The sequence below is a fragment of the Halorussus lipolyticus genome, assembly GCF_029338375.1.
Lineage (GTDB): Archaea > Halobacteriota > Halobacteria > Halobacteriales > Haladaptataceae > Halorussus > Halorussus lipolyticus.
This window is the reverse complement of record NZ_CP119804.1, coordinates 1541063-1564932: the sequence shown is the minus strand read 5'-3', so window position 1 is coordinate 1564932 and position 23870 is coordinate 1541063. Positions and strand designations below refer to the sequence as shown.

22 protein-coding genes and 1 tRNA gene are annotated in these 23870 nt (G+C 63.8%); 12 read left to right on the top strand and 11 right to left on the bottom strand.

Translation table 11 applies throughout. The features are described 5' to 3' along the window. Positions 1 to 8 precede the first annotated feature (8 nt). The 5 genes from P2T57_RS07895 to P2T57_RS07875 are packed head-to-tail and all read right to left on the bottom strand — an operon-like array spanning position 9 to position 6006. Positions 9 to 1070 (bottom strand): ABC transporter ATP-binding protein, encoded by a 1062-nt coding sequence (locus tag P2T57_RS07895; RefSeq protein WP_276301939.1) that lies wholly within the window; start codon positions 1068 to 1070, stop codon positions 9 to 11. Continuing rightward, positions 1063 to 2328 carry an ABC transporter ATP-binding protein gene (locus P2T57_RS07890; protein WP_276301938.1) on the bottom strand — a complete coding sequence of 422 codons (1266 nt, stop codon included), beginning with the start codon at positions 2326 to 2328 and terminating at the stop codon, positions 1063 to 1065. The genes P2T57_RS07895 and P2T57_RS07890 overlap by 8 nt, the downstream gene beginning before the upstream one ends. After that, positions 2328 to 3344 carry an ABC transporter permease gene (locus tag P2T57_RS07885; protein WP_276301937.1) on the bottom strand — a complete coding sequence of 339 codons (1017 nt, stop codon included), beginning with the start codon at positions 3342 to 3344 and terminating at the stop codon, positions 2328 to 2330. The genes P2T57_RS07890 and P2T57_RS07885 overlap by 1 nt, the downstream gene beginning before the upstream one ends. Beyond that, entirely contained in the window at positions 3344 to 4330 is a 987-nt protein-coding gene (locus tag P2T57_RS07880) for an ABC transporter permease (RefSeq protein WP_276301936.1), read from the bottom strand. The genes P2T57_RS07885 and P2T57_RS07880 overlap by 1 nt, the downstream gene beginning before the upstream one ends. Positions 4331 to 4368: 38 nt before the next feature. Further along, complete coding sequence (locus P2T57_RS07875; RefSeq protein ID WP_276301935.1) at positions 4369 to 6006, bottom strand: ABC transporter substrate-binding protein; 1638 nt, start codon at positions 6004 to 6006, stop codon at positions 4369 to 4371. A gap of 153 nt (positions 6007 to 6159) precedes the next feature. On the opposite strand from P2T57_RS07875, the gene P2T57_RS07870 reads away from it, so the two are divergent. Beyond that, the gene (locus tag P2T57_RS07870) at positions 6160 to 6810 is read left to right on the top strand and encodes a reverse transcriptase-like protein (protein WP_276301934.1); all 651 of its coding nucleotides are present in this window, start codon (positions 6160 to 6162) and stop codon (positions 6808 to 6810) included. A gap of 230 nt (positions 6811 to 7040) precedes the next feature. Here the strand turns inward: P2T57_RS07870 and P2T57_RS07865 are convergent, their stop codons facing one another. Next, the gene (locus P2T57_RS07865; RefSeq protein WP_276301933.1) at positions 7041 to 7142 is read right to left on the bottom strand and encodes a C2H2-type zinc finger protein; all 102 of its coding nucleotides are present in this window, start codon (positions 7140 to 7142) and stop codon (positions 7041 to 7043) included. Positions 7143 to 7520: 378 nt separating this feature from the next. Here P2T57_RS07865 and P2T57_RS07860 point away from each other — a divergent pair, with 378 nt between their 5' ends. From P2T57_RS07860 to P2T57_RS07830, 7 genes are all read left to right on the top strand, one after another. Further along, entirely contained in the window at positions 7521 to 8030 is a 510-nt protein-coding gene (locus tag P2T57_RS07860; RefSeq protein WP_276301932.1) for a CBS domain-containing protein, read from the top strand. 158 nt (positions 8031 to 8188) lie between these two features. Then, positions 8189 to 8764, top strand: a complete 576-nt coding sequence (cmk, locus tag P2T57_RS07855) for a (d)CMP kinase (protein ID WP_276301931.1) — start codon at positions 8189 to 8191, stop codon at positions 8762 to 8764. A gap of 4 nt (positions 8765 to 8768) precedes the next feature. Then, entirely contained in the window at positions 8769 to 9638 is an 870-nt protein-coding gene (locus P2T57_RS07850) for an RNA-guided pseudouridylation complex pseudouridine synthase subunit Cbf5 (RefSeq protein WP_276301930.1), read from the top strand. Positions 9639 to 9697: 59 nt separating this feature from the next. Further along, complete coding sequence (locus P2T57_RS07845) at positions 9698 to 10777, top strand: succinylglutamate desuccinylase/aspartoacylase family protein (protein ID WP_276301929.1); 1080 nt, start codon at positions 9698 to 9700, stop codon at positions 10775 to 10777. Positions 10778 to 10848: 71 nt separating this feature from the next. Beyond that, a tRNA-Pro gene (locus tag P2T57_RS07840) sits at positions 10849 to 10919 on the top strand. A 491-nt stretch (positions 10920 to 11410) separates the two neighbouring features. Beyond that, positions 11411 to 13465: a DUF7827 domain-containing protein gene (locus tag P2T57_RS07835; protein WP_276301928.1), complete on the top strand. Its 2055-nt coding sequence runs from the start codon at positions 11411 to 11413 to the stop codon at positions 13463 to 13465. A gap of 296 nt (positions 13466 to 13761) precedes the next feature. Then, the gene (locus tag P2T57_RS07830; RefSeq protein ID WP_276301927.1) at positions 13762 to 14829 is read left to right on the top strand and encodes a beta-keto acid cleavage family enzyme; all 1068 of its coding nucleotides are present in this window, start codon (positions 13762 to 13764) and stop codon (positions 14827 to 14829) included. Positions 14830 to 14861: 32 nt separating this feature from the next. Here the strand turns inward: P2T57_RS07830 and P2T57_RS07825 are convergent, their stop codons facing one another. After that, entirely contained in the window at positions 14862 to 15392 is a 531-nt protein-coding gene (locus P2T57_RS07825; protein ID WP_276301926.1) for a hypothetical protein, read from the bottom strand. Between the two features lie 207 nt (positions 15393 to 15599). On the opposite strand from P2T57_RS07825, the gene P2T57_RS07820 reads away from it, so the two are divergent. Beyond that, positions 15600 to 16298 (top strand): class I SAM-dependent methyltransferase, encoded by a 699-nt coding sequence (locus P2T57_RS07820; protein WP_276301925.1) that lies wholly within the window; start codon positions 15600 to 15602, stop codon positions 16296 to 16298. 101 nt (positions 16299 to 16399) lie between these two features. Here the strand turns inward: P2T57_RS07820 and ilvD are convergent, their stop codons facing one another. After that, the gene (gene ilvD, locus P2T57_RS07815; RefSeq protein ID WP_276301924.1) at positions 16400 to 18112 is read right to left on the bottom strand and encodes a dihydroxy-acid dehydratase; all 1713 of its coding nucleotides are present in this window, start codon (positions 18110 to 18112) and stop codon (positions 16400 to 16402) included. A gap of 267 nt (positions 18113 to 18379) precedes the next feature. Here ilvD and P2T57_RS07810 point away from each other — a divergent pair, with 267 nt between their 5' ends. The 3 genes from P2T57_RS07810 (at position 18380) to P2T57_RS07800 (ending at position 21713) form a co-directional block, all read left to right on the top strand. Then, complete coding sequence (locus tag P2T57_RS07810; protein WP_276301923.1) at positions 18380 to 19339, top strand: glycosyltransferase; 960 nt, start codon at positions 18380 to 18382, stop codon at positions 19337 to 19339. A 66-nt stretch (positions 19340 to 19405) separates the two neighbouring features. Then, positions 19406 to 20371 carry a beta-ribofuranosylaminobenzene 5'-phosphate synthase family protein gene (locus tag P2T57_RS07805; protein ID WP_276301922.1) on the top strand — a complete coding sequence of 322 codons (966 nt, stop codon included), beginning with the start codon at positions 19406 to 19408 and terminating at the stop codon, positions 20369 to 20371. A 505-nt stretch (positions 20372 to 20876) separates the two neighbouring features. Then, positions 20877 to 21713: an RAD55 family ATPase gene (locus P2T57_RS07800; RefSeq protein WP_276301921.1), complete on the top strand. Its 837-nt coding sequence runs from the start codon at positions 20877 to 20879 to the stop codon at positions 21711 to 21713. Positions 21714 to 21722: 9 nt separating this feature from the next. Here the strand turns inward: P2T57_RS07800 and P2T57_RS07795 are convergent, their stop codons facing one another. The 3 genes from P2T57_RS07795 to mch all read right to left on the bottom strand — a co-directional run bounded on the left by P2T57_RS07795 (position 21723) and on the right by mch (position 23830). After that, positions 21723 to 22271 carry a hypothetical protein gene (locus P2T57_RS07795; protein WP_276301920.1) on the bottom strand — a complete coding sequence of 183 codons (549 nt, stop codon included), beginning with the start codon at positions 22269 to 22271 and terminating at the stop codon, positions 21723 to 21725. 112 nt (positions 22272 to 22383) lie between these two features. Continuing rightward, positions 22384 to 22872, bottom strand: coding sequence for a double winged helix-containing putative transcriptional regulator (locus P2T57_RS07790; protein ID WP_276301919.1), 489 nt, complete (start codon positions 22870 to 22872; stop codon positions 22384 to 22386). A gap of 25 nt (positions 22873 to 22897) precedes the next feature. Next, entirely contained in the window at positions 22898 to 23830 is a 933-nt protein-coding gene (gene mch, locus P2T57_RS07785; RefSeq protein ID WP_276301918.1) for a methenyltetrahydromethanopterin cyclohydrolase, read from the bottom strand. Positions 23831 to 23870: the final 40 nt, after the last annotated feature.

The following is a 23870-nucleotide window of genomic DNA, read 5'->3' as shown; positions in this document are numbered from 1 at the left end:
ATTCGCGCTCAGTCGTCGGCCGCAGTCTCGGCCGTCTGCTCGTCGGTTTCGAGCGGTGGACTCGACCAGTACTCGTGGTCCTCGACCCGCCGGAAGCAGGCCGCGCGGTGGCCCGCCGAGTCGTCGCCTTCGACCGCGTACTCCTCAGGGTCCTCCTTCGCGCAGACCTCTCTGGCGTAGGGACACCGGGTGTGGAACCGGCACCCCGAGGGCGGGTCCCGCGGCGAGGGCACGTCGCCAGAGAGGGTATCGACCTCCCGCCCGTGTTCGCTGGTGTCTGCCCGCGGGACGCTTTCGAGCAGGGCCTCGGTGTAGGGGTGGCCGGGGTTCTCGAATATCTCATCGACCGGACCGACCTCCACGATTTCGCCGAGGTACATCACCGCCACCCGGTCGGAGATGTGCCGGACCACCGAGAGGTCGTGGGCGATGAACAGGTAGGTCAGGCCGAACTCGTCCTGCAAGTCGTCCAAGAGGTTGAGAATCTGGGCCTGCACCGACACGTCCAGCGCCGAGACGGGTTCGTCGCACACGATGAAGTCCGGTTCGAGCGCCAAGGCCCGAGCGATGCCGACCCGCTGGCGCTGACCGCCCGAGAACTCGTGGGGATAGCGGTCCACCTGCCCGGCCGACAGGCCGACGCGCTCCATCAGTTCCGCGACTCGCTCCCTGCGCTCGGCTTTCGTGCCGATGCCGTGAACGTCGAGGGGTTCGCGGACGATTTCGCCGGCGGTCATCCGCGGGTCGAGGCTGGAGAAGGGGTCCTGAAACACGACCTGCGACCGCTTTCGGAACTCGGTCAGGTCGTCCATCTCGAAGACGTTCTCGTCGTCGAAGTAGACCGCGCCCCCGGTGGGTTCCCGGAGGTTGAGGAGCGTCTCGCCGGTCGTGGACTTGCCACACCCTGACTCGCCGACGAGTCCGAGCGTCTCGCCCTCTCGGACCTCGAAGCTCACGCCGTCCACGGCTTGGACGCTCTCGGGTTCCTTGCCGAGGAGCCTATCGGTCAGGTTGTCCTGCTCGTAGTAGTACTTCTGTAAGTCCTCGACGTGAACGAGGGGGTCAGTCATCCGCGCTCACCTCCTCGTCCTCGGCTGAATCCCTGCTGTCCCCGCTGGAAGTGCGCCGGGCGTCGCTGTCGAAGTAGTCCTCGGGGAGCGCCCGCGAGGGGTCGAACTCCTGCTGGGCGAGGACGCACCGGACGCCGTGTTCGCCCGCTGTGGCCTCGTCCTCGCGCGGTTCCCCGGTTTCGGCGTCGAACTCCGGCGGGTGGTTCAGACACTGCTCCATCGCCTTGGGACACCGGTCGGCGAAGTAACACCGGTCGCCCATCTCCGAGTCGATGAGGTCTGGCACGTTGCCCTCGATGGGTTGCAGGCGGGCAGAGGGTTCGTCCAAGTCGGGAATCGACCCGAGCAGGCCCCGCGTGTAGGGATGCACCGGGTTGTCGAACACGTCTTCCAACTCGCCGCGCTCCACGATTTCCCCGGCGTACATCACGCCAACCCGGTCGCACATCCGGGCGATGACCCCGAGGTTGTGGGTAATCATCACGATGCTCATGCCCGTCTCGTCCTGCAAGTCCCGCAGGAGGTCCAGAATCTGGGCCTGAATCGTCACGTCGAGCGCAGTGGTCGGTTCGTCCGCGATGAGCAGGTCGGGTTCGCCCGCCAAGGCTTGGGCTATCATCGCTCGCTGGAGCATCCCGCCGGAGAACTGGTGGGGGTACTCGTCGGCCCGGTCGGCGGGGTCCGGAATCCCGACCTGTTCGAGGAGTTCGATGGCCTCCTCGCGGCTCTCGTCGCTGACGTAGTTTCGACCCGGCAGGACCGTACTCGACAGCAGGTCGGCCAATCCGAACCCCTGCGTCCGGGAGCGAGTCGAGCGCGGATTCGACCGCGCCCGGCGCTGAACCTCGACCGCCTCGGCTATCTGCTCGCCGACCGTAATCGAGGGGTTGAGACTGCTCATCGGGTCTTGGAAGATGGTGGCGAACGACGGCCCGCGGAGCGCGCGTCGGACGTTCTCGGGGACTCGACGCACGTCCACGTAGTCGCCGGCCACGGCCTCGGGGTCGTCGTCGCGCACCTCGTCGGCCAACTCGGGGTTGCGATACCAGACCTCGCCGCTGGTGATGCGGCCGGGCGACTCCACGAGGTCGATGACCGACAGCGCAGTCACACTCTTACCCGACCCCGACTCGCCGACGATGCCGAACACCTCGCCGTCCCGAACGTCGAAGTCCACCGACTCGACCGCGTTGACCTGCCCCTCCTCGGTGAAGAACCGGGTCGAGAGATTGCGGACGCGCAGGAGTTCGTCGGCCATCAGACGCCACCCCCTTCGCCCTCGATACCGGGGTCCAAGGCGTCACGAAGCCAGTCCCCGACGAGGTTGATGCCGATGACAGTCACCACGATGGCCAGACCCGGCACCGTCGAAATCCACCACGACGAGGCCAGATAGTCACGACCCTGCGCGATGTCGAAGCCCCACGAGAGACTGGTCCCGGAGAACCCGAGGAACGAGAGGGCCGATTCGAGCAGGATGATGGCCGCGATTTGGATGGTCGCCAGCACGAGAATCGGCGTCACGCTGTTGGGCAGGACGTGTTTGCGGATGATGAACCCGTCGTCAGCGCCCACCGAGCGCGCCGCCTTGACGTACTCCTCGCCGTTGATGGACAGGGCCTCTCCTCGGGCCACGCGTGCGAACCACACCCAGTTCACCAGTCCGACGACGATGATGACCGTCCCCGGCAGGGCGAACGTCTCGGGCATGGTCGGCGCGATACCGGCCTGCACCAGTGGGTCGGGAAGCCTGACCACCGCCCGCCCGAACAGGCCGACGAGCGCGACGGCAAGCACCAGCGACGGGAAGGCGAGCATGATGTCGGCACTTCGCATCAGCGCGTCGTCCACCTTTCCGCCGTAGTAGCCTGCGACCAGTCCGACCGTGACGCCGACCGTCGCGGCGATAACCGTGCCGAACAGGCCGACCAGCAGGGAAGTCCTCGCGCCGTAGATAACCCGCGAGAGCATGTCCCTGCCGAGCGCGTCGGTGCCGAGCGGATACTTCGGCGAGGCCGAAACCGTCACCGTCTCGTTGACGACTTGGACCGACCCGTTGACCATCTCGGAACTGGTCTGGGTGGTTGTCTTACTGAAGCCGAGTGGCGGGAGTTGGGACTGGTCGAGCGTCTGGTTCGTGGGGTTGTGCGGCGCGAGGAGCGGCGCGAACACCGCCACCAGTACGATGACCACGACGACGAGGATTCCCATCTTGGCCAGCGCGCTCTGTCGGAGTTCTTTCCGGAGATTCCGGAGCGTTCGCGGTGAGAACATTAGTGAACCACCTGCGGATTGATGTAGGCGTACAGTGCGTCCACGAAGATGTTGATGAGGACGAACCCAGTCCCGATGACGATGAGCGACCCCTGAATCAGCGGCCAGTCACGCGAGTTGATGGCGTTGATGAGGAGGGTCCCCAGTCCCGGCCACGCGAAGACGGCCTCGGTGATGACCGCGCCGCCGATGAGGGTGCCGAGTTGGAGGCCAAGCACGGTGATGACCGGAATCAGCGTGTTCCGGAGCGCGTGCTTGTACCGGACCAGCGTTTCGGGAAGCCCCTTCGCACGGGATGCCCGGACGTAGGGTTTACCGAGTTCGTCGAGCATCCCGCTTCGGGTCAGTCGGGTGATGAGCGCGGTGAAGTAGGTGCCCAGCGTGACGGCAGGGAGAATCATGTGGGAAAGCCACGTCACGAGTCCCGAGAAGTCGAGTTGGGTCACCAGCATTCCGATTGCGGGGGCGAGACCGATTCCCCGGCGACTCGTCGGGAACAGGCCGAACTGGACCGACAGCACCAGCACGAGCATGATGCCCAGCCAGAAGTTCGGCGTCGAGATGCCGATGAGCGAGAAACTCGTCGCGGCGTAGTCGGCGGGTTCGTGTCGCCGAGTCGCCGAGATGACGCCCAGCGGAATCGAGAGGACCACCGCCACGACGCTCGCGGCGACGGCCAACTCGACGGTGGCCGGGAGGCGGGCGAAGATGAGTTTGCTGGCTTCGACTCCCTGAATGTACGAGTAACCCATGTCTCCCTGTAACAGGCTGAAGATGTAGTCGAAGTACTGGACGTAGAACGGCCTGTTCAGTCCCAATTCACGGGCGATTTGCTCGCGCAACTCCGGTCCGGCGTCCAGTGGCGCGACGAACGTAATCGGGTTGCCCGGCGTGACGTACCGGAGCGCGAACACCGCCGTCACGACGCCCCAGACGACGAACACACCTTGGACGCTACGCTTGAGGAGGAATCGTCCCATCGCCATCAGGCATCACTCCGTCGAAGCGAAAACATGAGTCGGTGTTACTGACTTTCGGCAGGTTCCATCGCGTAGGCGTCGATGCGTTCGTCACGACGGGCTTGCCATTCGACGCGATTTCGCACCCCGTAGACGCTGTACTGGCGGTTGAGGAATATCCACGGCGCTTGGTCGTGGAGCGTCTGGTTTACCTGCTGGAGCGTCTGGTCGCGCTGTTGTTCGTCGGTCTGGCTCTGGGCCTGATTCATCTGCTGGTCCACCTGCTCGTTGCAGTAGGAGGTCAGCGCGCCGTCGCAGGTCAGCAGGGGGATGATGGTCTGACTCGCGTCGAACGTCGCGTTCCCCCAGCCGATGAGGTAGAAGTCTGGACTGGTTTCGAGATTGCCGTCGGTGAGTTCGCCCGCCAGCGTGGCGAACTCGCGCTGTCTGACCGAACACGAGACGTTCGAGAGCTGGTCGATTTGGTTGGCGACCGCTTGGGCGATTTCCACGTCCTTCAGGTACCGGCCGACCGGCGTGTGGAGCGTGATTGACACCCCGGCGTGGCCGCTCTCCTCGACCAACTGCTCGGCCTGCGCTGGGTCGTGGGGGTACTGGCTCACGTCGGAGTTGAAGCCGAAGAAGCCTTCGAGCGTGGGTTGGTTCGTCGGGTCGGCGAAGCCGGATAGCACGTTCTCGATGATGCTTTCGAGGTTCACGGCGAGGTTCATCGCCCGCCGGAACTCCACGCTGGAGAACGGTTCGACGTTGTACTTCATCGCGTTGTAGAGGATGCGCGTACTCGGTGCCGCGCTGATTCGGGTACTCCCGTTGTTCCGGACCCGGCCGATGGACTGGGGCGGGACGTTGACGATGATGTCGCTCTCGCCCTCCAGCAGTTGGTTGACGCGAGTGCTGGACTCCTCGGCCGCCCGAAAGGTCAGCGACGTGACCGCGGGCGGTTGCCGCCAGTAGTCCTCGTTGCGAGAGAACTCGACTCGCACGTTCGACTGGAACTGTTCGAGAACGAACGGACCGGTCCCGTTCATCTGTTGGGCGATTTCGGACTTCGAGCGCTCCTCGACCCACGACTGCTGCATGACGTCGCAGTAGGTGGCGAACAGCGAGAACACGATGGGGTTGGCCCCGTCTGACATCACGTCCACCGCGCGCTGGCCGTCTACCACCTCTGCGCCGGTGACGCCCGCGAGTTGGTCAGCCTGCGGGCTGGCGATGCTCACGCTCTCGTCCACGATGCGGTTGATGCTGAACGCCACGTCCTCGGGCGTGAGTTGGTCGCCGTTGTGGAAGGTGACGCCCTCTCGAATCTGGAACCGCACCCGGCCCGGTTCCTGTCGCTCGTAGTTGGTCGCCAACTTCTGGACGATTTTCCCCTGCTGGTCGCGGCCGAGCAGACCCTCGTAGGCGTGCAAGACCACGTTGTCGGTCGGGGTAGACCGGTGGTTCTGCGGGTCGAGCGTGGTCGGCATCTGGCCTTGGGTAATCGTGACTGCGAACTCGTCGGGGAGGTCACCCTCCTCACTGGTCTCGGTCTGCGTGTCGGTCTCCGTCGTCGTCCCGCCCGTTGTCGTCGTCTCCTGTGTGCCACCGCCACCAGTACACCCCGCGACCGATGCGGCCGCCGCCGCGGTACCTGCTGTCTTGAGGAACGTCCGTCGAGACGCGCCTTCGTCGTGCGCCATACCATTTCAAACATACACTAGAACATAAATATGGTGTGGCAAACCACACGGTACGACGCCGTAATCACACCTTCTTGACGACGCTCTGAAGCGATTTCGACCACACCGGACGCGGGCCGTAAGTTTAAGTTGTCACGAACCGAAACAGGATATATGGCCGTTCACGGCCGTTCCTCCCCGCTCCGGGCATTGTTCGACGAATCGCCCACGCCGCACATCGCCCACCCGCCGCGGACGCATCACCGCGATTTCTACGTCGCCACCGACGGTTCGTACAACCTCGACAGCGACGAGGGTGGACTGGGCGCTATCATCGAAACGCGAGACGGCGAGCAGGTCGCTCGCCTCTCGGTCCCCGACCGCTCGGTCACGGACAACAACGTCGCCGAGTATCGGGCGCTCCACCTCGGTCTCGACGTACTCGCAGAGCGCGCTCCGACCGGCGCTCGCGTCGGCGTCCTCGTGGACCACGACGACCTCGCCGCGAACGTCAACAGCGCGACGCTGGCGACCCGCCGGTCCGACCACACCCCGCCGCGGAAACTGACAGTCCCGACCGCCGGTCGCAACCACTGGCGCGGCATCCGCGCTCGGGTCTGCCGGTTCGGCGAGGTCCGCGCGGCGGTCCTCGAAAGCGACCAGAACCCGGCCCACGCGCTGGCGAACTCCCCCGAGGAGTACGCCCACGTCAATCGCCAGACCGACCGGTGTCTCCTGCCGGAACGCCCGGAGTCCAGCGAGTCCCAGATTCCACCGCCGTCTCGGGCCGACCGCAACCCCGGCGACTCCCGAGCGAGCGACTGAGCGCGGGACGGAGCCGCGGCTATCCGCCCGCCGCCAGCGACCGGCGGGTCGGGGATGGCTGACGCGCCGTCGCCTCGAATCGGCGGGGCGGCGGCTTGTCGAGTCGGTCCGGCGGCGTCCGAAACCGGCGTCGGGGTCGCTCTCGGGGCCGACGGAGCGGTCGCTCGCGTGGCGGGTTTCGCGGTGGTCTCGGCGGCCGGCGCGACGCGGGCGAGGCGACGAGGAGCGGCCTACTCGACCAAGCCCACGGCGTACATGTGTCTGCGGAGGTCCTCCTCGGAGTCGAAAGGTTCGCCGCAGGCCTCGCAGACGTACTGCTTCTGGTCCCCCATGAGCGAGGAGACGACGCGAGCGAGGGTAAGGCTTGCCCGAATAGTCGAATCAGCGCGACGAGTCTCCTCGCCAGTAGCGTCGGGAGACCGACAACGCTGTTGGCACGTCGAACCGGCACGCGAGGGGTTGGTCCCGTCCTCGGACCTAAACCTTCGTACCGGCGAACTGCCCTAAGAAATAATGACTTGTCCTTAAGAATTATATTTAGCTGTATAACAATCCTATAAGTTTCCCTGTGGCGATACCTCTGTCCAGTACCCACCCGGCAAACGACCGCTGGTATCGGCCGGTAGGTCAGGGGACGCCGGGTCGCTCCGGGCGTCGTCTCAACCGCGCAACCGGAAACGATACGGCCCGCCGCCGCTTCGGTATCCGACATGAACGCGAGCGACCTGATGACGACCGACGTTGAGACCGCTCACCCCGACGACGAGATAAGCGAAGTACTGACTCGTCTCGGGCGCGCGGACTTCAACGGCTTCCCGGTCGTGGACGACGACGAGCGAGTGGTCGGCATCGTGACCCAACACGACCTCGTTCACATCTTCCAACCGAGCGACCGCACGCTCTGGATTCCGGTCGGCTTCCCACCCTTCCTCGAAACCATCGAGTACGCCATCGACCTGTCGTGGGACGACCTCGACACCGAACTCGACCTGCTGAAACACGCCGGCAAGCCGGTCAGCACGGTCATGACCGAGGACGTAGTGACGGTCGCACCCGACGACGGTTTCGACGCCCTCCTCGACCTGTTGGCCGACGACCACCGAGACATCAACCGCCTGCCGGTTGTGGACGACGACGGCAAACTCTTGGGTATCGTCGCCCGCCAAGACGTGCTTCGGGCGGTCCGCGACGAGCGACGGAAGGCCGACCCCGGACTGTAGCGAGGCCGATTCCGAATCGACCGCGACCGGCCGCGCTTTTCCGTCGTCGGACGGGCGTCAGTCGGCCGCCGAGCGGGGTCGCCGCGAGTTACGGGGTAACAGGGCGAACCCCCGGAGAAGTTCAAAACCCCTTTTATACTCCGCCTCGGAGATGGGATATGTTAATCACAGTCTCCGGACCACCGGGTGTCGGAAAGAGTACGACGGCCTCCGAACTCTCGTCGGTCCTCGGACTCGAACACATCAGCGGCGGAGATATTTTCCGCGAACTCGCCGACGAGCGAGGCTACACGACGCTGGAGTTCAACAAACTCGCCGAGGAGGACGACCAAATCGACCGCGACTTAGACCGGCGACTCAAGCAAATCGCCGCCGAGCGCGACGATGTGGTGCTGGAATCCCGCCTCGCCGGGTGGCTGGCGGGCGAACACGCCGACTTCCGGGTGTGGCTCGACGCGCCGCTGGACGTTCGGTCTGCCCGCATCGCCGACCGCGAGGACAAGACCGTCGAGGACGCCCGCGAGGAGACCGCGGCCCGCGAGGGGAGCGAGGCCGACCGCTATCAGGAGTACTACGGCATCGACATCACCGACCTCACCATCTACGACCTCGCCATCAACACCGCCCGGTGGGACGCCGAGGCGGTCGTGGACATGCTCACCACCGCGGTCGAGGAGTACGAACCCGCCGACGACGAGGGCAAGTACCCCGTCGAACTGGACGACGAGTTCTGACCCCATGCTCCGTGGACCACCCGACGACCGTTCGCCCGCCGACCTCCTCGAGTTCGGCGTCGTGAACCTCGACAAGCCGCCCGGCCCCTCCGCCCACCAAGTCGCAGGGTGGGTCCGCGATATGGCCGAGGTCGAGCAGGCCGCCCACGCCGGAACCTTAGACCCGAAAGTCACGGGCTGTCTCCCGGTTTTGACTGGCACGGCGACCCGCCTCTCGCAGGTGTTTCTGGAGGGGAGCAAGGAGTACGTCGCGGTGCTGGAACTCCACGACAAACCCCCCGCCGACATCGAGGCCATCGTCGCCGAGTTCGAGGGGCCGCTCTACCAAAAACCGCCGAGAAAGAGCGCGGTGGCCCGCCGACTTCGCGTGCGCGAGGTCTATGAACTAGACGTGATAGAAGTGAAAGACCGCCAATCCCTCCTCCGGATTCGGTGCGAGAGCGGGACCTACATCCGGAAACTCTGCCACGACCTCGGTCTCGCGCTCGGCACCGGGGCGCACATGGGCCACTTGCGGCGGACCGCGACCGACCCCTTCGACGACGCGACGCTGGTCACGATGGAAGATTTGGCGGACGGACTGGCCAGATGGCGCGAGGACGGCGAATCCGACTGGCTACGCGAGGTCGTCCACCCCGCCGAGCGCGCCCTCTCGCACCTGCCCGAAATCACCATCGCACCGAGCGCCGCCGAGGAGGTCGCCCACGGTGCCCAAATCTACGCGCCCGGCGTCATCGACGCGGAGAGCGCCGAGGAAGGCCAATTGGTCGCGTGCTTCACGCCAGACGAGGCCGCGGTCTGTCTGGGGACGATGGTCGGCGATGCCGAGGCGGAGGAGGGTCTGGTCGTGGAGTTAGAGCGCGTGTTGGTGTAACTGCTCGGTCGCCTGCCGCCAAACTCACTTTTTTCACCGCCGCGGGTCACCTCGTTTCTATGCAACTCGGAACTGCGGACTCCGAACCCGGCGAACTCGTCACCGGTTGGCTCGACGTGACCGACCTCCCCACTGGCACCTCCGAACGCCTCCCGGTCCTCATCGCGGAGGGCGAGGACGACGGTCCGACGCTCTGGATTACGGCGTCCATCCACGGCAACGAGGTCACGGGCCTCGCTGTCGCGCAGGACGTGATGACCGACGAGTTGGCCGAGGAAATCCGGGGCACCGTGGTCTGCATCCCGAATCTCAACCCTGCGGGCCTGCGGCGTAACGCCCGGACCTCCTACTACGACGACGAGGACCCCAACCGCTACTTCCCGGACCCCGACGCCGAGACCAGTCGGCCGCCGAGCGTCCAGCAGTTGATAAACGAGCGCGTCTACGACGAGTTCGAGAAGTCGGCCGACGCCCTCGTGGACCTCCACACCGCTCACGTCGGGTCGATGCCCTTCGTGATTCGGGACAGGGTTCTCTACGGCGAGGAGCGCACCGAATCCGAGGCCCGTGAACTCGCAGACGGCCTCGAATCGCTCGTGGACGCCTTCGGGATGCCCGTCGTCAACGAGTACTCTGCACAGGAGTACACCGACCAGAACCTCCAGCGTTCGACCGCGGGCGCGGCGCTGAACAACGCCGGAATCCCCGCGTTCACCGCAGAGCTGGGTGGCCACGACGTGGTCGAGGAGGACACCCGCGCCGCAGGCGTCGAGGGAGTCCGGAACGTCATGCGCGAGTTGGGCGTCCTTCCCGGCGACCCCGACCCCGCCGCGGTCGGTCCGGACGCGCCGGTCGAGTACCCCGTCAAGCGCGCAGTCCATCCCCACACAGAGACGCCGGGCATCGCGCGCCACCGAGTTGAGGCTGGTGACGTGGTTTCGGAGGGCGAGGTCGTCGCGGACATCTGTACTCCGCATGGTGAACCGAAAGCCGCGGTTGAGTCCGACCACGACGGCTACGTACTGGGCCGGATGCACGGCGTTGCGGTCTACGAGAACGACGCGCTGGCGAGCATGGCGGTTCGGGACGACGGGGACCTCGTGGTTCCGCGAGACGCCGACGGGTTCGACTCCGAGTGACATGGCCGCTACGAAACGAAGCGCTTAACTCACGGACGTGCCTTTGTCGAATTGCACACGGAGTGCATTGCGGGACCGTGGGGTAGCGGTATCCTCAGCCGATGGGGTCGGTTGGACCTGAGTTCGAATCTCGGCGGTCCCATACCAGTTTTCCACACTTTCCTCCTCGGTGAGCGATAGGTCTCTCGTTTTGAACGTCAGCTGATACGTCTCAAGCGGAGTTGCTGTTGGAAAGGCGAACTCTGAGGAACGGGATACGAATATTTGCTTCGAGATATGTCTCAAGTACAGTCAGCCTACGTTGTCGGTGGAAAATCCATGGCTCCACGCCGGGGGACGGCGTGAAGTCCCTACCCATGGTGGCCGCGGACACAGCACGGGTTACGTAACCAGTGGGTTGCGTCCAAGTGGCACCAGACTGTTATCCGATTCGTTACTTATTCGTTCTGTTATAGACTTACCCATGACAAATAATAACACTCTGTAAAGCTATCTGAACACACAAAGCATTTAACAATAGGGTGGATTCTGTTGAGTGTACCCCTACCCAGACAGGCATTCGAGTAACGTAGCACCCCTCTCCACTGGGATACGCAAGTGAAAGACACCTGTCACCGAATAACCAAACCAACAATGACAAACGCAAAAGACAAGCTACGCAGTGTCTTCCTGTCTGCCCTGCTGGTCATGTCGGTCGTTGCCGGCGTGACTGCATCCGCAGGAAGTGCTGCTGCTGTAGCTAACCTCAGCGACGATACTATCGTCTTCCAAGGGGAGACGATTGTAGCACAGAACAGCGGTAACTGGAACGGCGATACGGTTCAGCTGTACACCTACGAGGACAACAGCGTCGGTACGTACGTCGACCAGTACGAAGCCAACGGTAGCGGTGAAATCTCGTTCTCGTCGGACGGCCTCGAAGGCAAGTACATCCTTCAGGGTCCCGACCAGAGCGGTAGCTCCGGTACCCAGTTCCAAGTCGTGCCCCAGACGTTCTCGCTGAAGAAGACGAACGTCTCCACGACGACTGACACCAACCACGTCAACCTCACGCTGGACAAGACCAACCGTGCGGGCAACTTCAGCGTCAGCATCAACTCGACGGCTGACGGGTTCACCAACCAGACGGCTACGGTCAACCGTGACAACCAGACCAACATCAACGTCTCGATTGGCTCGCTCGCCGACACGGCCGGCACGGGCAACTACACGCTGACCGTTGACGTCACGGACACCTCCGCGTCCGAGGACGTCAACCTCGAACTCACCGAGCCCGGCTCGGTCAACGCGTACTTCCCGCAGAGCGTCATCAGCGACGAGCGCGGTGACGTCATCGACATCCCGGTCGAGATGGAGAACACCGACACCGCTAACGTCACCATCGGTTCCTCCGACGTGAACTTCGTCGCCGACGTTCACGTTCAGGACGGTGACGACGACGGCTCCAACGCGACCATCCAGCTCAACACCGCTCTCAACCCCAGTAACGACAGCTTCATCACTCTCGAGGGCTCCTCGGACAGCTTCGTTACGACCACGACCAACGACAACGACAGTAACGGTGTCGTCTACCGCGCTGGCGAGAACCTCTCGTCGCCGCTCGCCTCGGGTAACTACGAGCTGAGCGTCGCCATCGAGGACACCAACGCGAACGGTAACTGGCGAGCTGTCAACGTCGCAACGCTGTCGATCAGCCAGCGTTCGACCGACACGGCCCAGTCGTGGATCGCCCCCGACTCCGCCATCACCGGTGACACCACGGTCAGCGACCTGCCCGGCGTCGTCACCGACCGCGACAACGTCGCCTCCGGCGACTACGCTGTCGTTCAGGTCAAGGCCTCCGGCCTCTACGGTGACCTCAACAAGAGCCAGCTCAGCTCGTCGGTCAGCTCCGACGGTCTCAAGCTCAGCTTCGTCGAGCAGAACCCCGGTCCGAACTCCGACCCCGTTTCGTTCTCGGGTAACAACGACGCCGTGCGCCTGTTCGAGGACGCCGAGAACAACACGTTCTACACGGCTGTTGACACCGACGCAGTCGATGAAGTCAGTGAGAACGGTCTCACGACCGGCGAGTGGAACGCCACCTTCACGGTGACGCCTGAGTTCCACTCGCTCGTCAGCGAAAACGAGACGGTCTCCACGACGTTCACCGTCGAGGACCGCTCGGCTGAAATCAACGGCGGCAACGACGTCGTCGTGCCTGTTGGCTCGGCCAACATCACGGGTACCACCAACCTCGCGCCTGGCACGGAATTCACCGTGCAGGCCAAGGCTGGCGGTTCCTTCCTGAAGTCGGCCAGCGTCGAAGTTGGTTCGGACGGCGGCTTCTCCGCCCCGCTCAACTTCAGTGACGCCAACAACGGCACCGAGTTCACCGTCTCGCTCCGCAACACCGGTGCGAGTGTCGATTACGACACCATCTCCGGTACCGTGAGCGCGGACGCTGAAGGCGACCAGCCGACCACCACGACCACCTCCTCGAACAACACGACGACCGAGGAGACCACCACGACGACCGAGGAGACGACCGAGGAGACGACCGAGGAGACCACCACCACGACCGAGGAAACCACGACCGAGGAGACCACCACCACGAGCAGTGACGGTGGCATCCCCGGCTTCGGCGTGAGTGTTGCCCTCGTCGCCCTCGTCGCCGCCGCGCTACTGGCGCTCCGCCGTAGCAACTAAACTAGCTAACTAACTACCGGACCACTCCGGTTTTTGCGGTTCCATTTTTCGGACGCTACTCGGCGAGAACCATCAGTGGGTAGTCGAGTCGCATCGCGGCTGGCGACGACAGGAGTCGAGTGGAGACGGGCTACTTCTGGAGTAACAACAGACGTCTCTAACTCAGTGGCCGGTTTCGCTGGCTCATCGTCACCTGAGATGCGTTCATCGCACACTTATCTCCGAAAGGAGCGAGTTCCGCGACGTATTTTCACTTGAGGAAATATTTAAGTATTAATACTGAAAAGAGGGGAAACATGGTTCGTCCCAATTCCGACGCCGACGACCACGGCCCCGATTCCGACGACCGGGCGCTCCACAGGAACCTCTACGACGACATCCCGTTCGACGAGTTGGAGCCTTCCGGGACGTTCACCGCGGAGGCCGCCAAGCAGTTCTTCCCGGTCCACGAGCAGGAGTCCATCGACACGATGGACAGCCCGGTCATCATCGAGTGCGCGTATCCGGGGTGGCAACCCGGCGGCGAGCATTACCCCGCGGTCCCCGACTCCAAAGGCGAGCAGATTCAGGAGTTGGTCGATAGCGTGGACGCCGGGGCCGCCGCGGTCCACGTCCACCCGCGCGACGAGGACCGCCGTCCACAGTGGAACGACAACGAACTGTTGGTGGACCTCCTCGACCCCGTGTTCGAGGAGTGCGGCGACGTGGTGACGTTCTCGCAAGGGTGGGAGGTCGCCCCGCACGCCGATTACGTCTCGGGGGTGGCCGACCTCCTCGAACGCGGCGACGGCAACAAGTACTGTCAGGGGAGCGTCATCCTGCCGCCGGGACTGTTCGGCGCGGGGGCGCTCCACTCGATGTCGTCCATCCGGGAGGCATGTCGCTACTACGAGGACAAGGGCGTCAAGCCCATCTTCCAACTCTACGACACCCACGTCCTGCGGGACATCAAACACCACCTCATCGACCAAGACGAGACAGTCTGGGAACCCCACGTCCTCTGCATCCGGGCGGGTGCCCACGACTCGCTGACCACCGAGAACGACCCGTGGTCGTACTTCAAGGTCCTCTCGGAGATATACAACGTGCGCCAGAGTATCGAAAACAGCGTGGTCGGTCTCTATCCCGGCGGTCGGAACTGGCTTCCGATGCTGATGATGGGGTTAGTCGCCGGTGCGAACGTCATCCGAGTCGGTATCGAGGACGCCTACTGGCGCTATCCCCACCGGGACGAACTAATTCAGAAGAACTCGGAAGTCGTGGAGATGGCGGTCGAACTCGCCGAGATGCTCGGCAGAGAGGTCATCACCGACCCCGACCGGGCGCGGGAGTTCCTCGGGATGGAGTACACCTCACCGCGATAGGACGGAGAGAGTCGCCTCGGTAACGCGGGGCGCTACCAAGAAATCTGGAAGGTGGTAACGTCGCCGTCGCTGGTCTGCTCGACGCGGACGAAGGCGTCGTCGCCGCTGAACTTCTCGGCGGTGGCCTTCAGCAGACCCTCGTCGAGCGACGCGGGGTAGGGGTTCTTGGCTTCCATGACGCCGCCCCGGTCGCCGGTCTTCTCGAAGTCGTAGTAGCCGATTTCGTCGCCGCGATGGGTGTTCTGGTACTGTTCGTCGAGGGCTTCGAGTCCACCCGCCACGCTGTCGATGGTCGGCGGCCAGTCAACGAGTTCCGGAATCTCGGAGCCGATTTTGGTCACGGTCTTCGGACCGACGGTATCGGCGAGTTCCTCGAAGGCGTCGATGTACGCGCCCCACGAGTACCACTCGTCCTCCTCGGGTTCCGGGAGGCCGTGGTCGTCGAGGATGTTAAGCGCGCGGTCCTTGTACGTACTCGAGAACTGGCCGACGCCTTCGACGACCGACCGCACAGTCTGTCCGCTTACTTCGCCATCAGTGCTGAATACTTTTTGCGTTGCCATACATCATGAATTATACTTATCCGACTTAACTTTATTGTTATAATCTTATCAGTCCTGAGAATAGATAACGTAGTTGTTACTCGAATTTATCGAAGCGGAAGCCAAATTGTGGCGAGTTTCACGACCCAGAAAGGGTATTTCGGCGTCCCGTTATATGATTAATTAGCTAGGATAATTTTATAATCAGAAAGCTGGGAGGTAACAAGTATGAACGGCACGGAGACGTACGCGATAGACGACGTCGCGTTCATCGGCCGGACTGTGACGGAGTACGAACACATGTTCGACCTCGACCTCTCGGCGTGGGAGGGGGAGTCAGTCCTCGACTGTCCGGGCGGTGCGTGCGCGTTCGTCTCCGAGGCGAACACGCGCGGCATCGAGGCAGTCGGCGTGGACCTGATGTACGACGTTCCGCCCGACGAGTTGCGCCAGAAGTGCGAGGAGGACATCGACCGGGCAATCGCCGGGTTCGACGGCGTGGAAGACCAGTTCGTCTGGGAGTTCTACGACGACGTGGCCGACGTGCGCGCCCACTGGAGTCAGGCCTACCAAGCGTTCATCGACGACTACGAGGACCGCTTCGACACCGGTCGGTACCTCCCGGCGAAACTCCCGGACCTGCCCTTCGAGGACGACTCGTTCTCGCTGGTGCTGTCGGCCCACTTGATGTTCCTCTACATGGACAAACTCGACCACGAGTTCCACGAGCGGTCCTTGCTGGAACTCGCCCGCGTGGCCAGCGACGAGGTTCGGGTCTACCCCCTCGAACGATTCGACGGCCACCGCTACCCCCGACTGGACGAACTGCTGGATATGCTGGCCGAGGAAGGCTACGAGACCGAGATTCGCTCCGTGCCCTTCGAGTTCCAGCGCGGGGCCGACGAACTCCTCCGAATCGAGGTGTAGACGCGGGCCGGTCTGGCAACCGTTATCCCGCCGGACCCCACCGGGAAATATTTATAATTACAAGAACAATCTTCTATTGCTCTAGAGCAATAATTTAGTTGCTACTCCTCGCTGGGTTTCACGCCCGGATTCGTCACCGCGCCGTTGGCCGCAGAGCCGAAGGTAGCGCCGTACTTGGCCAGCACGCCGTTCTGATACGCCAGTTCCGGGTCGTCGCGGGCGTCGAGACGCGACTCGATTTCCTCGTCGGCGAGGTCCACCGCGAGCGTCCGGTCGGGGATGTCGATGGTCACGTGGTCGCCGTCTTCCAGCGCGCCGATTGGCCCGCCGGAGAACGATTCGGGGGCGACGTGGCCAATCATCGGCCCGCGAGTCGCGCCCGAGAACCGGCCGTCCGTGACCATCGCCACGTCGTCCTCGTGGCCCGCGCCGACGACTGCGGCGGTGACGCCCAGCATCTCGCGCATCCCCGGTCCGCCCTGCGGCCCTTCGTTGCGGATGACGATAACGTCGCCCGACTCGATTCGACCCTCTTGGACGTACTTCATCGCGTCCTCCTCGGTCTCGAACACGCGGGCCGGTCCCTCGTGGTGGAAGTCGTCCTCGCCCGTGACCTTCAGCACGCCGCCGTCGGGCGCGAGGTTGCCCGTCAGAATCTTGATTGCGCCCTCGTCGTGGAAGGGGTCGGAAACCGGGCGGACGAACTCGGCGTCGATTGCGTCGTCCGCGGGCAGGTCGAGTTCGTCCAGTTCCTCGGAAATCGTCCGCCCCGTGACGGTCATGGCGTCGCCGTCGAACAGGTCGGCCTCCACGAGTCTGCGAATCACGACCGGGACGCCGCCCTGCTCGTAGAGGTCGAGCATGGTCTTGGTGCCGCCGGGTTGGAGGTTGGCGATTTTGGGCGTCCGGCGGGAGATTTGGTCGAACTCCTCGATGTCGAGGTCGATTCCGGCCTCGGCCGCCAGCGCCAGCAGGTGGAGGACGCCGTTGGTGGACCCGCCGATTGCGACCTGCAAGGCGATGGCGTTCTCGAACGACCGCTTGTCGAGGATGTCGGAGGGTCGTCGGTCGTCCTCGATGCACTCGGTGGCGAGTTCCCCGGCGCGCTCCGCGATTTCGTATCGCTCCTCGAACTCGGCGGGTGCCCCGGCGCTCCCGAGGGGCGCGAGGCCAAGCGCCTCCGAAATCGAGGCCATCGTGTTCGCGGTGAACATCCCGCCGCAGGAGCCAGCGCCGGGGCAGGCGTGGCGCTCCAAGTCGTCCAGTTCCTCCTCGGTCATCTCGCCCTCGGCGACTGCGCCGACGCCCTCGAAGACGTTCTGGATGGTGACCTCCCGACCGTCGTGTTCGCCCGGCACGATGGACCCGCCGTAGCAAAAGACCGAGGGCAGGTCGGTCCGAATCGCAGACATCATCATCCCCGGCAGGTTCTTGTCGCATCCCCCAATCGTCACGAGGCCGTCCATGCGCTCGCCGAACGCGACCAGTTCCACCGAGTCGGCGATGACCTCGCGGGAGACCAGCGAGGCCCGCATCCCCTCGGTCCCCATCGAGATGGCGTCCGAGATGGTGATGGTCCCGAACTCGATTGGCATCCCGTCCGCTCGGTCCACGCCGTCGTAGGCCGCGGCGGCCACGTCGTCCAGATGGACGTTGCAGGGAGTGATGTCGGCCGCCGGGTTGGCGATGCCGACCATCGGCGACGAGAGGTCGTCGTCGTCGTAGCCCATCGCGCGGAACATCGCCCGATGGGGTGCCCGTTCGACGCCTTCGGTGACCTCGCTACTTCGCAGAGTTTCGGGTTTCTCGGTCATACATCGGGATGGCGGCCGAACGGCTTAAGTTGCCGCCCTCGGACAGATGTTTCTGTCTCACCACTCGCGCTCGACCGAGTGGGACTCTCCTCGCCGCGTGCTGTCAATAGACAGTCACGCCGACAGGTCTCGGTGGGCGTTCCGCGGCCGAAATTCCGAAACGAAGGCTCCATCGTCGTAACGTGGCGAAATACCGGTCGTCGCCGGGTAAGCCGGCGAAATCCTAGAATGAGAACATACTTTTCGGGCGGCGGCCGAAGGGACGGCATGGACCAGACGGTCGCCGTCGCCCACTACCCCGAAGGCGCTGGCCACGCGACTCGGATGCTCGCCGTCGCCCAAGCCTTCGAGGACGCGGGTGCGGGGGTCGTCCTCGCCGGCGGCGGCCCCGGTTCGCGCTTCATCGAACACAACGGCTACGAGGTGTTCCGGGCCGCGCCGGTCGATTACATCGGCGACTACCAACAGGGGTCGCTCGGCCGGGTGCTGACCCGGAGCCTTCCCTACAGCGGCAAGCGCGTCTTCGACTTCGTGCGATGGCTTCGGCGAGAGGACCCCGCCGCGCTCGTCACCGACGACATGTTCGCCGCGATGGCCGCGCCGCTGACCGGGACGCCCCTCTACATCGTGACCCACAACGCGGCCTCCTACTACGACGCCGCGGTCGAACAGGTGTTCACGTGGCTTCTCAATCGCTACCAGTTGGGCGCGGCCGAGTCGTTCCTCTATCCGGCGGTCTGGCCGCCCGACGAGGGCGACCCGCCGGGCGTGACTCACGTGCCACCCATCGCGCTCGACCCGGACGAGTGCCCGCCGCCAGACGAGAGCGTCGAGGTGTTGGTCGTGCCGAGCGTCTACTCGACCAACTTCGACGTGCTGGCCGAGACGCTCCGAACCGAGGGCCACGAGGTGACGCTGGTCGGCGACGACCGGTGGGAGCCAGTTCCGGCGCTCCTGCCGTGGATTCGGTCGGCCGACGTGGTAGTCTGCTCTGGCTACTCCACCGTGATGGAGGCCGCCGTCGCCGGGACGCCCTGCGTAGTCTACCCGTTCACCGACGAGCAACACGGCGTCACGCGGGTTCTCGAACGCCGCGGCGTCGAGGGCTTTCAGGTCGAACACTCCGTCACCCACGTCGCCCGAGCGGTCCAGCATCCCCCGGAGGCCCCGACCCACGAGAACGGAATCGGTCGAGTCGCCGACCACGTTCTCGGCGAACTGGGCTGACGGCCGACCTGACCACTTTTTGCCACTATCGGAACCCGCAACACCGGGCCACCCCAACTTCGGGGCATGACTCGCGTCGCCGCCGGAGCGCGCCTCCACTTCGGCTTTCAGAACCTCTCGCTGGCCCACGAGCGACTCTACGGGTCGCTCGGTGTCGCGCTCGACTCGCCGCGAGTCGTCGTGACTGCCGACCCCGCCGACGAGGTTCGATGTGCCCACGACGCCGCCAGCGAGTACGCCCGGCAAGCGGTCGAACTCCTCGGCGTGCCGGGCGCTGACGTGACCGTCGAGGAGGCCCTGCCGCGCCACGTCGGCCTCGGGAGCGGAACCCAGTTGGCACTCACCGTCGTCTCAGCGGTGGCGAGAGCGCACGACTGCGACCCAGCGGTCCGGGAGCGCGCCCCGAAACTGGGCCGCGGCGGTCGAAGCGGCGTCGGCGTCGCCGCCTTCGAGTCGGGCGGGTTCGTTCTGGACTCGGGCCACCCGACCGAGCGGTTCACCGCCGACCGGCCTCCTCGGGGCGAGTGGTCGGTCCCAGCGGTCGCGGCCCGCCACGCAGTCCCCGAAGACTGGCGTTTCGTGGTCGTCCTTCCCGACTCGGAACCCGGCAGGAGCGGCGACGACGAGGAGGCCAGCATGCGCTCGGTGGTCGAGCGCGCCGACCCAACCCTCGCCGACGAAATCGCCGCAGTCGTGACTCGGCGTCTCCTCCCGGCCGTCGCGGAGGCCGACGCTGAGCGGTTCGGCGCGGCGGTGGCAGAGGTCGGCCGCCTCAACGGCGCGTGGTACGCCGACGAACAGGGCGGGGTCTACCGCCCGCCGGTCGGCGAGTTGGTCGCGGAGCTTTCGGAGTCGCCCGCGATAGCCGGTGCTGGGCAGTCGTCGTGGGGACCGGCGGTCTACGGCGTCACCACCGAATGCCGGGCGGACGCGGCCCGCGAAGCGGCCCACGCGGCGCTCTCGGCGGCGGGCGTCGGCGGTGAGGTGCTGGTCGCCGGGCCTCGGAATCGAGGAGCGCGAATCGATGGCTGAGGGGTGCTGTGGCTCTCGTTGGCTTGGCTTCGTCCTCTCGGAGTAGTCGGACTGGTCGTTGCGAGGTCATCGACGCTGGTGACTGACTCGCCACCTCCCTGTTCGCAACGACGCGAAACGTCCGGGCGAGATTGGTTGCGCTTTCGTATTTGAACTCTCGCGTGCGCAAGTCGGATTTTCCGCGGGGTGGCGCATTTCCGCCGACCACGGGACGCGCCGGAGTCACGCTCGGCCGCATCTCTGGTGCGGTTGCGGTGGAGTTGGTGCTGTGCGGTCGCGGTCTTCCGTTACTCAAGCGATAGTCGGTCTGCTGACTGGCTTTCCTCCGAATTCAGGAAATAAAATCCGATGTTTAGTGATTGTAATTCTATTTCAAGAGGCTATTTTATTGTCTTTGATGCGTGGATACACAGAGCCGCGGTGAGTCCCCAACGAACCTCTAGCGGATTTCTCCACACAGACGAAAGACACAAGCACCGCGGTTGCGACCACCCGAAACGAATCAATGGAGCGAGTCCCCTTCGGCGTCTCCCGACTGGACGACATCATCGGCGGTGGTGCCCCGCCCGGAAGCGTGGTCCTGCTGGCGGGCGAGGCCGGGGCCGGTGCCCGCGAGTTCTGCTACACCGCGGCGACCATCAACGGGTTGGCCCACACCGACGACGACCAGTTCGAACTTCACTACGGCGACGTGTCCGAGCGCGCCGCCGTCCCCGAGGAGATACACTACGTCTCGTTCACCGCCAGCGGGAACGAACTCAAGCAGGAAATCGAGTTCACGATGAGCGAGGACCTCGTTCGCGCGGGCGTCCGGGCCGTGGAGTTCGCCGACTTCAGCCAAGAGTACTTCCAGCTCTCGGCCATCCCCCGCGAGTGGTACACCCGCAAGACCCAGACCATCACCGACCTCGGGCAGGGGAGCGACCGGCGCGGCGTGCTGGAGGCGCTGGGCGAGTACCTCAACCAGAACGCGCCGGGGAATCTGGTCCTCATCGACTCCCTGACGGACCTCGCCCGAGCGCCGAACGAACACTTAGACTGGAGCGACATCACCCTACTCGTGAAAGGACTTCAGAAGGCCTCGCGCGCGTGGGACGGTTTGATTCTCGTGCTGGTGAATCAGGAGGCCCTGACAACCGAGGAGATGGGCAGTCTGATGGGCGCGGCGGACGGCACCATCGCTTTCGAGTGGGAGACCGGCGGGAGCGAGCGCGACCGGGTGATGTTCGTTCGGGAATTTAGGGGCGTCCTCTCGCGGTTGGAGCAGGAGGACATCATCCGGTTCGAGACCGAGATTCACGACGGCGGGTTCGACATCAGTAACGTGCGGAAGATTCGGTGAGGAGATTAATTATTCAGATATTGGCACTATCGTATGTGTGCAGTGAGGATGATTGGGAATTTTGACTTTATTATGATAGTCTGCTTGCTGATAGGTTCGTTCTAGTCGATCTAACAACATTTCTATTTCAACTTCTCTCCCTGCCAGTTCCCTTGTACAGGCTGAATCTCTATCTTCCTCTGAAGAATGAGGAATGTGGCACATATCATCGCCACGTTCTTTTAGCGTTAAAAGTACAGCTTGGTTGTAAAATCGGCTAGCTTGGGTGCGGATTAATCTTTCATCCCATCCTCTCGGAAATACGTTCCCATTGCCAGAGTAGCGAGACTCTTGTTCAGGAAGGTCTATTGAAACTTTCTTAATTGATTCTTCTAATTTCATCTCTCCTTCAAAGAATCCGACCAATATCTCTCGGAAAGATTCTGTCCGATTACCACCTTCGAAGGCCTTTCCGTGTATTGGTTCGTCGTTTACTAATTCTACAATTTTGTTACGGAGATTTGAATTGTCAACGACCACATCTTGAATCTCGTAAAAGTCTTCAGCCCAATCACTCATAATGAATCTTGACTTATGTATTGTGGTGCTAGGATAAATATGTTTGCCCAGCTGATTATAGAGTAATTGCGTAGAGTGGTAAATCAAGACAAAACTTGGATGACGGAGGTGATTACTCCACCGCGTATTCTCCGTCCACTTCCTCCGCTAATCCCAACAATACCGACCAGTCTAACAGATACTCGACACGCTCGCTCCAAATCTCCTCCCACGAGTTCGGATTCTTGTGGTGTTCCCACGTCGGCACCTCGTCCTCGAACTCCGCAAACACCTCCTCGGCAGACAGCGATTCGTCGGCACCCTCCAGAATCTCCAACAGGGCGGGCACCCCGAAGACGTTCTCCCGAAATTGCTCGCGCAGGTACTCCGGTTCGGGGTCGCGCCGAATCCGGGCGAATCCCGACGACTTCTCCTCGGCAAGCCCCAACGCTCGCAAGTAGGTCAGCCACGTCCGGGCCTCGTCCCGGCTCGTCAGGTCGGTCCGGTCGAGCATCCGGGCACAGCAGTCGTCCTCGCTACCGGGCACCAGCGGGACTGCACGCTGGGCCTCCGCGACGAACTCCAGACTCTCCGGGGGTTCGGGAACCAGTTTGAATTGCATGGTGTCTCTGCTGTCCTCCGGTCGCTCAGAGGCCGAAGCTCTCGGCCAGTAGCTCGTCGTCGCGCTCGCCGACGACGTAGGTGTCGCCGCCGACGACGTTGACGGTGGCCTGTGCGGGGGCGAAGACGCTCTCGTCTATTTCGTAGAAGTCCCAATCGACCGACTCGAAGATTTCGGCGAAGTGGGTGCCGTACTCGTCGTTGGCGGTCGAGACGATTTCCTCGAAGCGGTCGAACTCCTCGCGGACCGTGATGTGGACCTGCCCGCCGTAGGCCAGCGCGTCGTTGGTTCGGGCGATGGCGGTCTCCTCGTCGCCGGCCACGGGCGCGACCGGCGCAGAGCCGGTGACACTCACGATGTCGAGGGGGTCGTAACCCAGTTCCGAGAGGCGGAAGACGGCCATCTCTGCTGTACGCGAGGCGATGCTCACGCTCCCGGCGACGCTCGCGGTCGGGACCGCGGGCAGGAAGACGCTACTCGGTTCGACGCCGGTTAGGTCCGCGACCTGCTCGGCCACCGCCGCGGTCGGGTAGTCGTCGCTCTCGACGGCCAGCACCGCGAACTCCGACACGTCCTCGTAGCCCACGCGGGCGAATTCGTCCTCCTCGGCGACGAGCGCGCGGGCCGGGCCGCTCCCGAGGCCCTCGAAGTCCTCGGTCGTGACCTCCCATCCGGCCTTCTGGGAACACAGAAGCGCCAGCGCGGGATGGTCGCTCGTCAGTTCGACGTGTTGGAGGGGTGCGCCCGCCACCTCGTCCATTCGGGTTTGGACCGTGGCGAGACCCGCGGTCTGCATCTCCGCGAGCAGGAGACCGGCCTCGATGCCGCCGTCGAACTCGTGTCCGAAGTCGAGGACGGTCGCCCCGTTTTCGAGTTCGCGCGCTCCGATGTCTAGCTCCTCGGCGAAGTCCAGCGCCTCGTCGGCCAACTCCAAGGCGTTCCGGTTGAGACTGTCCATGGGCGACGATTGGGCGTCACCCCGTAAACAGTTTATCAGT

Coding starts and splice junctions, on each gene's coding strand:
- P2T57_RS07895 (WP_276301939.1), bottom strand. CDS start 1,070: ATGACTGACCCCCTCGTTCACGTCGAGGACTTACAGAAGTACTACTAC.
- P2T57_RS07890 (WP_276301938.1), bottom strand. CDS start 2,328: ATGGCCGACGAACTCCTGCGCGTCCGCAATCTCTCGACCCGGTTCTTC.
- P2T57_RS07885 (WP_276301937.1), bottom strand. CDS start 3,344: ATGTTCTCACCGCGAACGCTCCGGAATCTCCGGAAAGAACTCCGACAG.
- P2T57_RS07880 (WP_276301936.1), bottom strand. CDS start 4,330: ATGGCGATGGGACGATTCCTCCTCAAGCGTAGCGTCCAAGGTGTGTTC.
- P2T57_RS07875 (WP_276301935.1), bottom strand. CDS start 6,006: ATGGCGCACGACGAAGGCGCGTCTCGACGGACGTTCCTCAAGACAGCA.
- P2T57_RS07870 (WP_276301934.1), top strand. CDS start 6,160: ATGGCCGTTCACGGCCGTTCCTCCCCGCTCCGGGCATTGTTCGACGAA.
- P2T57_RS07865 (WP_276301933.1), bottom strand. CDS start 7,142: ATGGGGGACCAGAAGCAGTACGTCTGCGAGGCCTGCGGCGAACCTTTC.
- P2T57_RS07860 (WP_276301932.1), top strand. CDS start 7,521: ATGAACGCGAGCGACCTGATGACGACCGACGTTGAGACCGCTCACCCC.
- cmk (WP_276301931.1), top strand. CDS start 8,189: ATGTTAATCACAGTCTCCGGACCACCGGGTGTCGGAAAGAGTACGACG.
- P2T57_RS07850 (WP_276301930.1), top strand. CDS start 8,769: ATGCTCCGTGGACCACCCGACGACCGTTCGCCCGCCGACCTCCTCGAG.
- P2T57_RS07845 (WP_276301929.1), top strand. CDS start 9,698: ATGCAACTCGGAACTGCGGACTCCGAACCCGGCGAACTCGTCACCGGT.
- P2T57_RS07835 (WP_276301928.1), top strand. CDS start 11,411: ATGACAAACGCAAAAGACAAGCTACGCAGTGTCTTCCTGTCTGCCCTG.
- P2T57_RS07830 (WP_276301927.1), top strand. CDS start 13,762: ATGGTTCGTCCCAATTCCGACGCCGACGACCACGGCCCCGATTCCGAC.
- P2T57_RS07825 (WP_276301926.1), bottom strand. CDS start 15,392: ATGGCAACGCAAAAAGTATTCAGCACTGATGGCGAAGTAAGCGGACAG.
- P2T57_RS07820 (WP_276301925.1), top strand. CDS start 15,600: ATGAACGGCACGGAGACGTACGCGATAGACGACGTCGCGTTCATCGGC.
- ilvD (WP_276301924.1), bottom strand. CDS start 18,112: ATGACCGAGAAACCCGAAACTCTGCGAAGTAGCGAGGTCACCGAAGGC.
- P2T57_RS07810 (WP_276301923.1), top strand. CDS start 18,380: ATGGACCAGACGGTCGCCGTCGCCCACTACCCCGAAGGCGCTGGCCAC.
- P2T57_RS07805 (WP_276301922.1), top strand. CDS start 19,406: ATGACTCGCGTCGCCGCCGGAGCGCGCCTCCACTTCGGCTTTCAGAAC.
- P2T57_RS07800 (WP_276301921.1), top strand. CDS start 20,877: ATGGAGCGAGTCCCCTTCGGCGTCTCCCGACTGGACGACATCATCGGC.
- P2T57_RS07795 (WP_276301920.1), bottom strand. CDS start 22,271: ATGAGTGATTGGGCTGAAGACTTTTACGAGATTCAAGATGTGGTCGTT.
- P2T57_RS07790 (WP_276301919.1), bottom strand. CDS start 22,872: ATGCAATTCAAACTGGTTCCCGAACCCCCGGAGAGTCTGGAGTTCGTC.
- mch (WP_276301918.1), bottom strand. CDS start 23,830: ATGGACAGTCTCAACCGGAACGCCTTGGAGTTGGCCGACGAGGCGCTG.